General features: G+C 61.5%; 6 protein-coding genes. 3 read left to right on the forward strand and 3 right to left on the reverse strand.

The window, feature by feature from the left end; translation table 11 throughout:
• Window positions 1-209 precede the first annotated feature (209 nt).
• A complete protein-coding gene (locus AWB65_RS17445) occupies window positions 210-1,277 on the forward strand; it encodes a glycosyltransferase family 4 protein (RefSeq protein WP_087668343.1) in 1,068 nt (355 codons plus the stop codon).
• Window positions 1,278-1,376: 99 nt separating this feature from the next.
• Here AWB65_RS17445 and AWB65_RS17450 read toward each other — a convergent pair whose 3' ends face one another.
• From AWB65_RS17450 to AWB65_RS17460, 3 genes are all read right to left on the reverse strand, one after another.
• Window positions 1,377-1,967: a BPSL1445 family SYLF domain-containing lipoprotein gene (locus AWB65_RS17450; RefSeq protein WP_087668360.1), complete on the reverse strand. Its 591-nt coding sequence runs from the start codon at window positions 1,965-1,967 to the stop codon at window positions 1,377-1,379.
• Window positions 1,968-2,383: 416 nt separating this feature from the next.
• Window positions 2,384-2,839 carry a hypothetical protein gene (locus AWB65_RS17455; RefSeq protein WP_087668344.1) on the reverse strand — a complete coding sequence of 152 codons (456 nt, stop codon included), beginning with the start codon at window positions 2,837-2,839 and terminating at the stop codon, window positions 2,384-2,386.
• A 237-nt stretch (window positions 2,840-3,076) separates the two neighbouring features.
• The gene (locus AWB65_RS17460; RefSeq protein WP_087668345.1) at window positions 3,077-3,406 is read right to left on the reverse strand and encodes a PsiF family protein; all 330 of its coding nucleotides are present in this window, start codon (window positions 3,404-3,406) and stop codon (window positions 3,077-3,079) included.
• Between the two features lie 348 nt (window positions 3,407-3,754).
• On the opposite strand from AWB65_RS17460, the gene AWB65_RS17465 reads away from it, so the two are divergent.
• A complete protein-coding gene (locus AWB65_RS17465; protein ID WP_087668346.1) occupies window positions 3,755-4,036 on the forward strand; it encodes a hypothetical protein in 282 nt (93 codons plus the stop codon).
• A 158-nt stretch (window positions 4,037-4,194) separates the two neighbouring features.
• A complete protein-coding gene (locus AWB65_RS17470; RefSeq protein WP_087668347.1) occupies window positions 4,195-5,160 on the forward strand; it encodes a sugar ABC transporter substrate-binding protein in 966 nt (321 codons plus the stop codon).
• Window positions 5,161-6,000: the final 840 nt, after the last annotated feature.

Genomic DNA, 6,000 nt, shown 5'->3' on the forward strand with positions numbered 1-6,000 from the left:
AGAATTGCCGTCTATGGCCGGTGCGCGTTCGATAATGAAAACTCGCGCGAAAAAGCGTCAGCATCCGCACGTCACCGGCACCTAGGGCAAACCTCGTTGTCCGCGCGGTGCGGCGGCTGTCATACTCCGTGCGCCCAGCGGCATCGCGCTCCAGCAGGCTTTTTAGCGTGCGCAGCCGTCCGGGAAAGATCCCAGTGGAGACGAGAACGATGAGAATTGCCCAGATTGCCCCTCTGACCGAGTCGGTTCCGCCGAAGCTTTACGGCGGCACCGAGCGCGTCGTGTCCTATATCACCGAGGCGCTCGTCGAACTCGGCCACGACGTGACGCTTTTCGCAACCGGCGATTCGCAGACGAAGGCGACCCTCGAAGCCGTGTGGCCGCGCGCATTGCGCCTGGACCCGGCGATCCGCGACCGTATCGCGCCGCACATGCTGCTGATGGAAATGGTCCGCCGCCGCGCCGACGAGTTCGACGTCCTCCATTTCCACATGGACTATTACTCGTTTTCGCTCTTCAAGCGCCAGGACACGCCGTTTGTCACGACGCTGCACGGCCGGCTCGACCTGCCGGAGCAACAGCCCGTCTTCGATACGTTCAACACGGCGCCCGTGATTTCGATCTCGGATTCGCAGCGCCATCCGCTGCCGCAGGCCAAGTGGCTGACGACCGTCTATCACGGGCTGCCGGAGCATCTCTATACGCCGCAGCCAGTCGAGCAGAAGTACCTCGCGTTCCTCGGGCGCATATCGCCGGAAAAACGTGTCGATACCGCGATTCGGATCGCGGGGCGCTGCGGGATGAAGATCAAGATCGCCGCCAAGGTCGATTCTGCCGATCACGAGTATTTCGAGCGCGAAATCGCGCCGTTGCTTGAATTGCCATACGTGGAGTTCGTCGGTGAGATCAGCGACGGGCAGAAGGCCGAATTCCTCTCGGGCGCGCATGCGCTGCTGTTCCCGATCGACTGGCCGGAGCCTTTTGGCCTCGTGATGATCGAGGCAATGGCCTGCGGCACGCCGGTGATCGCGTTCAATCGCGGCTCGGTGCCGGAAGTGCTTGATGAAGGCGTGTCGGGCTTCATCGTCGAGGACGAGATCGGCGCGGTTGCCGCTGTGAACCGGCTGCATACGCTCTCGCGCGAACGGGTGCGGCAGCGCTTCGAGGAGCGCTTCACGTCGCACCGGATGGCGCAGCAGTACGTGGATGCCTACCAAGCCGTCGTGCGGGCGCAAAAGCGCGCGCGCTTCAAGCTGATCGATCGCGCCGCGACGTAAAACTCGCGGTAAAAGAGACAAAACCGCTGCGCGATACGACCCGTAAGTCGTGCCGCGCGGCGGTTTTGCTTTTACCGCGAGACGCCCTTGACCGGCGCGTCAGATCTTCAGGCGCGAAACCTTCGTGCCTGCCAGCGAAACATCCGCCATCAGGCCGGCGTTCGTCAGCACGAACGCTTCGACCGGCGACGTTGCCGTCGTAGTATCGACCACGCCGTTCGCGCCCATCTTCACGAGCGCAACCGATGCGTCGACGCCCGCTGCCCAGCCGTCCGAGTTGCGGAATTTGTCGAGCGCGTCCTGCGTCATGAACAAGAAGATCAGCGACTTCGATTGCGCGCCAGCCTGCAAGCCGACGGATGCCGAGGTCGTGCTGTAGTAGCCGACCGTGCCGCCGCCGACGCGCAGCGCGCCCTTGCCGTACTGGGCGCCGACCACGAAGCCAGCCTGGATGACCGACGGGAATACCAGCACGCCGCGCGATTTCGCGACGAGTTCGCGCGAGCCTTTGACGGTCGCATAGAGACGCTGCATCGTGGCGTCGACATCGGCGTCGATGGAGCGGCGCTCGTCCGAGTCACCGGCCGTTTTCTGCGCGCCAGAGTTCGACGTCGTCGTGCAACCGGCAAGCGCGAGGCCTCCCAGTGCGAGCGCGGCGGTCGACTTGAGCATGAAGTTTCGTCTTTGCATCATTTTTCTCCATCGTGGACTTGGGAAACCCCATATAGCGGGAGGGTGCAGCATGCGGATTTATAGCACAGCAACAGCAGAACGCGACGGCAAGAAAATCGCGCCAAGCCTTACCCGGCTTGGTTTCGTCGATTTATTACAAAATCGAACGGTAAATTTGACCTTCAAGCTTACTCCGTTTCGCATCGCTTTTCAGAGGTTTTAAGACAACGGCGCCACGCAATTTTCTGCGACTGCTAAGTCGTCTGATTCGTTCTCACAAAGCGCTACGTGTATGGCCGATTTCGACGAACCAGTCAGAATTACCTGACCGATCCGCGTCAAAAATCGCGGCGTAAATTGATCGAATTTCGTCTGACGTGTTGCGTGAACGCCGCACACTCGCGACAGCAATGAACGTGCCAGAGGGTTGAGGATCATGGATGCGTGGTGGACGACTTGACTTCGGCACGGGGCGGGCGTCTCAACGCGCGCCGCACGCCGCCGATCACGACGCCCAAGCCGAGCAGGAACGTCGCCGGTACCACCCAATAACCGACGAACGCGTGCCACAGGTAGCCCGCGAGCGTGCTGCGCCGGGCGGCATAGAGATCGAGGGCTTCCTGGTGCTTCGCGGCGTTCGCGGACATGACGTCGGCGGGGCAGCCGGCCGTGCGCGCTTCGTCCGGCGCGCCACGGCACAGCGCGGCCGCGCCTTGAGCGCGCTGCGCATCGGTGAGATCCCAAGTGGAGAGTGCGCGGACGAGATCGGCCTTGTTGTAGGCCATCTCCTCGCGGATCTCGCTGACCGCGACGATCATCACCGGGACCGCCCAGAAGACGATCACCATCAGCCACCGCCTGAACCAGCGGTTCTTGTGTTTCCAGGCCATCCACTGTCTCCGTTGGATGCAAAACTGCAAGCCGGAAAAGCTGCGGCGGCCGATGGCGCATTTCTTGTATTGATCGTGGGGCCGCCCTCGCGCCATCTTATGAGAAAAACCGCGCGGGGCGTATCACCTTTGTAGGTGCAGTGCAATATGAGCGGGACGAAATGCCGCACAGGGCGTGCGGCGGAGGGATTGGTGCGCTGCGCCGGACCTTGGGCGGTCCGGCTTGTCGGAACCGGATCAGCCCTTGTTGCTCAGGCAACTCTTCATATAAGCCTTGCGATCGTCGCCAGACTTGCCGGTCGCCGATTTATTGCAGGCGGTCATCTTGTCCTGCTGCGTCATCGGTGCGGAGGCCGCAGCGGGCGCCGCCGCGAGGCAGCTCTTCATGAACGCCTTGCGTTCGTCGCCTTTCTTGTCGGCGGCCTGCTTGTTGCAATCGGTCATCTTCGATTGCTGGCTGTTCGCCGCGTAGGTAGCAGGCGCGGCGAGCGCGAAGCCAAGCGCGAGAACGGCGGCGCCCGAACGGATCAGACGGGTGGATCGGTTGAGGCTTGATGAGTTGTACATGTAACGCTCCCTTTGAGTTCGACAGCGGTTGTTATTGAATGAGGCTGTGTGACGAGGAACATCGGAGCACCGTGCGTGCAGCGAGGCGTCCGCCAGCGCATTATGGCAAGCCGAATATCACGATTGGGCGCGGTTAGGGGAAATCAGGACACCATTTTCGCGGCATCGCGCCGAGGCCTTCGTGAAGCGGCTGTAAGCCTTGCATGCAACAGGGCGCGAGCTTCGGTGGCCGCGCCTTACAAGCGGTGTACCAGCGCTGGAACGTGGCTTGCAGACCGCTTTCAGGCGTTGTCGTTATCGAAGCATGGCGCAGTTGCACCCCACAACATTCAATCGAAGGAGTGGCTCATGTCTACCCCGCTGTCCGACCATTACAAGGGCTTCGAAATCAAGGTACAGGCACTGCGGCGCGCGAAGGAACGCGACGATCCCGAGGACGGCCCGCGCCACTTCGATATCGTCGTGACGATCTCGCGCAGTTCGAGCGGCGAAAGCGGCCGCGCGGAGATGTTCGGCGTGCCCGACCAGGAGCCGTTCGAAAGCCCCATCGATGCGACGCGCGCGGGCATCGACTACGCACGGGACATCATCGATCACAAAATTGAAGGACAATCTGTCGATGAACTGTGACGAGCCCTTGTGCAACTTGTTGCGCGCTCACCGGTTCATGCCCGATTGACCATACGGGCCTCACCGTCGAGAATCGACGGCGGGCAAACGTTGACCGTCATGAATCACGCGTCAACCTCGGACCCAGACAACACGAAACGAAATAACTGGAGATACGCATGAACCGAAATATCCGCCGGCGGGTCCTGTCGGCCGCCGTCGCGCTGGCTGTTTGCTCCATCCTTCCCGTGCCGTTCTCCGCGGCCGTGGCGCAAACACCGGCAAAGCCCAAGGTCGCGCTCGTGATGAAGTCGCTCGCGAACGAGTTCTTCCTCACGATGGAAACCGGCGCGAAGGAATACCAGAAGCACAACGCCGCTCAGTTCGACCTGATCACCAACGGCATCAAGGACGAAACCGATACCGCCAACCAGATCCGCATCGTCGAGCAGATGATCGTCTCGAAGGTCGATGCGATCGTGATCGCGCCCGCCGATTCGAAGGCGCTTGTGCCGGTCATCAAGAAGGCGGTGGATGCGGGGATCATCGTCGTGAATATCGACAACCGGCTCGATCCCGACGTGCTGAAGTCGAAGGATCTGAACGTGCCGTTCGTCGGCCCGGACAACCGCAAGGGCGCGAAGAAGGTCGGCGACTATCTCGCGAAGTTTCTCAAATCGGGCGATGAAGTCGGCGTGATCGAAGGCGTCTCGACCACGACCAACGCGCAGCAGCGCACGGCCGGCTTCAAGGACGCCATGGAGGCGGGCGGCATGAAGGTAGCCGCGCTGCAGTCGGGCGACTGGGAAATCGACAAGGGCAACGCGGTCGCGGCGCAGATCCTCAACGCCAATCCGAACGTGAAGGCGCTTCTCTGCGGCAACGACAACATGGCGATCGGCGCGGTGTCGGCGATCCGCGCGGCGGGCAAGGCGGGCAAGGTGCAGGTTGTCGGCTACGACAACATCAACGCGATCAAGCCGATGCTGAAGGACGGACGCGTTCTTGCCACCGCGGACCAGTACGCGGCGAAGCAGGCCGTGTTCGGCATCGATACGGCGTTGAAGGCGATTTCCGGCCACAAGAAGCAGTCGGAGCTGTCGGGTGTGATCGAGACGCCGGTCGAACTCGTGACGAAGAAATAGCGTCGTCGCGTGGGCCGGCCTAAAGTTTTGCGCGGGCCGGCCGTCAATCATTGAAGAGCGTGATTCCCGGGATTTTGACGCTGGCGCTTGGGGGTGGGGGTGGGGGTGGGGGTGGGGTTGGGGTTTAAACCGTTTGATGCACTTAGGCCTCTATGGAGCTTGCTTTGTTTTCGGTCTATTCGCTCTGCCCCTGTCCGGGGCGGGACTCACTTTCTTTGCTGCTGCAAAGAAAGTAAGCAAAGAAAGCAGCTTCCCACCGCCAGTGCTACCAAACCCTCACTTGAGCCTCGACGGATTGGCGCTGGAGAGTAAGTGTCGCCCTCACGGAGGAACGGGGCTTGGCTCGCGGACCCACTGTGTCAACTCGCAGTACACCGGACCGGTGCAGCAGTCATACATCCGTCCTCGCGCTATGCGCTCAGACGTCGGGTGCACCGCGCAGGGAAGCAAGGCAGGCAGGGAGCTTGAGTTTGTGAACCCCGCATCTGCGCGAAGCGAAGACGGCGCGATCCTCGCGCTACGCGGTCAGACGTTGGGTGCACCGCGCAGGGAATCCAAGGTAACAGGAAGCGCAAGCACAAGATGGTTTTGGTGAACCCGACGTCGGAGCGAAGCGAGGACGGAGCCAAACGGAGCGCATACCACTCAGAGCAAGTGCGCGTTGACGCAGTGGGTCCGCGAGCCAAGCCCATTTCTACCGTGAGGGCGACACTTACTCTCCAGCGCCAATCCCAATCAAACGCTTGTGGTGGATTGTTAGTTTTGGCGGTGGGAAGCTGCTTTCTTTGCTTACTTTCTTTGCAGCAGCAAAGAAAGTGAGTCCCGCCCCGGACAGGGGCA

Source organism: Caballeronia humi (assembly GCF_001544475.1).
GTDB lineage: Bacteria > Pseudomonadota > Gammaproteobacteria > Burkholderiales > Burkholderiaceae > Caballeronia > Caballeronia humi.

Bases quoted from the DNA above. Each gene is read 5' to 3' on its own strand.
- AWB65_RS17445 (WP_087668343.1), top strand. From the start codon at position 210: ATGAGAATTGCCCAGATTGCCCCTCTGACCGAGTCGGTTCCGCCGAAG.
- AWB65_RS17450 (WP_087668360.1), bottom strand. From the start codon at position 1,967: ATGCAAAGACGAAACTTCATGCTCAAGTCGACCGCCGCGCTCGCACTG.
- AWB65_RS17455 (WP_087668344.1), bottom strand. From the start codon at position 2,839: ATGGCCTGGAAACACAAGAACCGCTGGTTCAGGCGGTGGCTGATGGTG.
- AWB65_RS17460 (WP_087668345.1), bottom strand. From the start codon at position 3,406: ATGTACAACTCATCAAGCCTCAACCGATCCACCCGTCTGATCCGTTCG.
- AWB65_RS17465 (WP_087668346.1), top strand. From the start codon at position 3,755: ATGTCTACCCCGCTGTCCGACCATTACAAGGGCTTCGAAATCAAGGTA.
- AWB65_RS17470 (WP_087668347.1), top strand. From the start codon at position 4,195: ATGAACCGAAATATCCGCCGGCGGGTCCTGTCGGCCGCCGTCGCGCTG.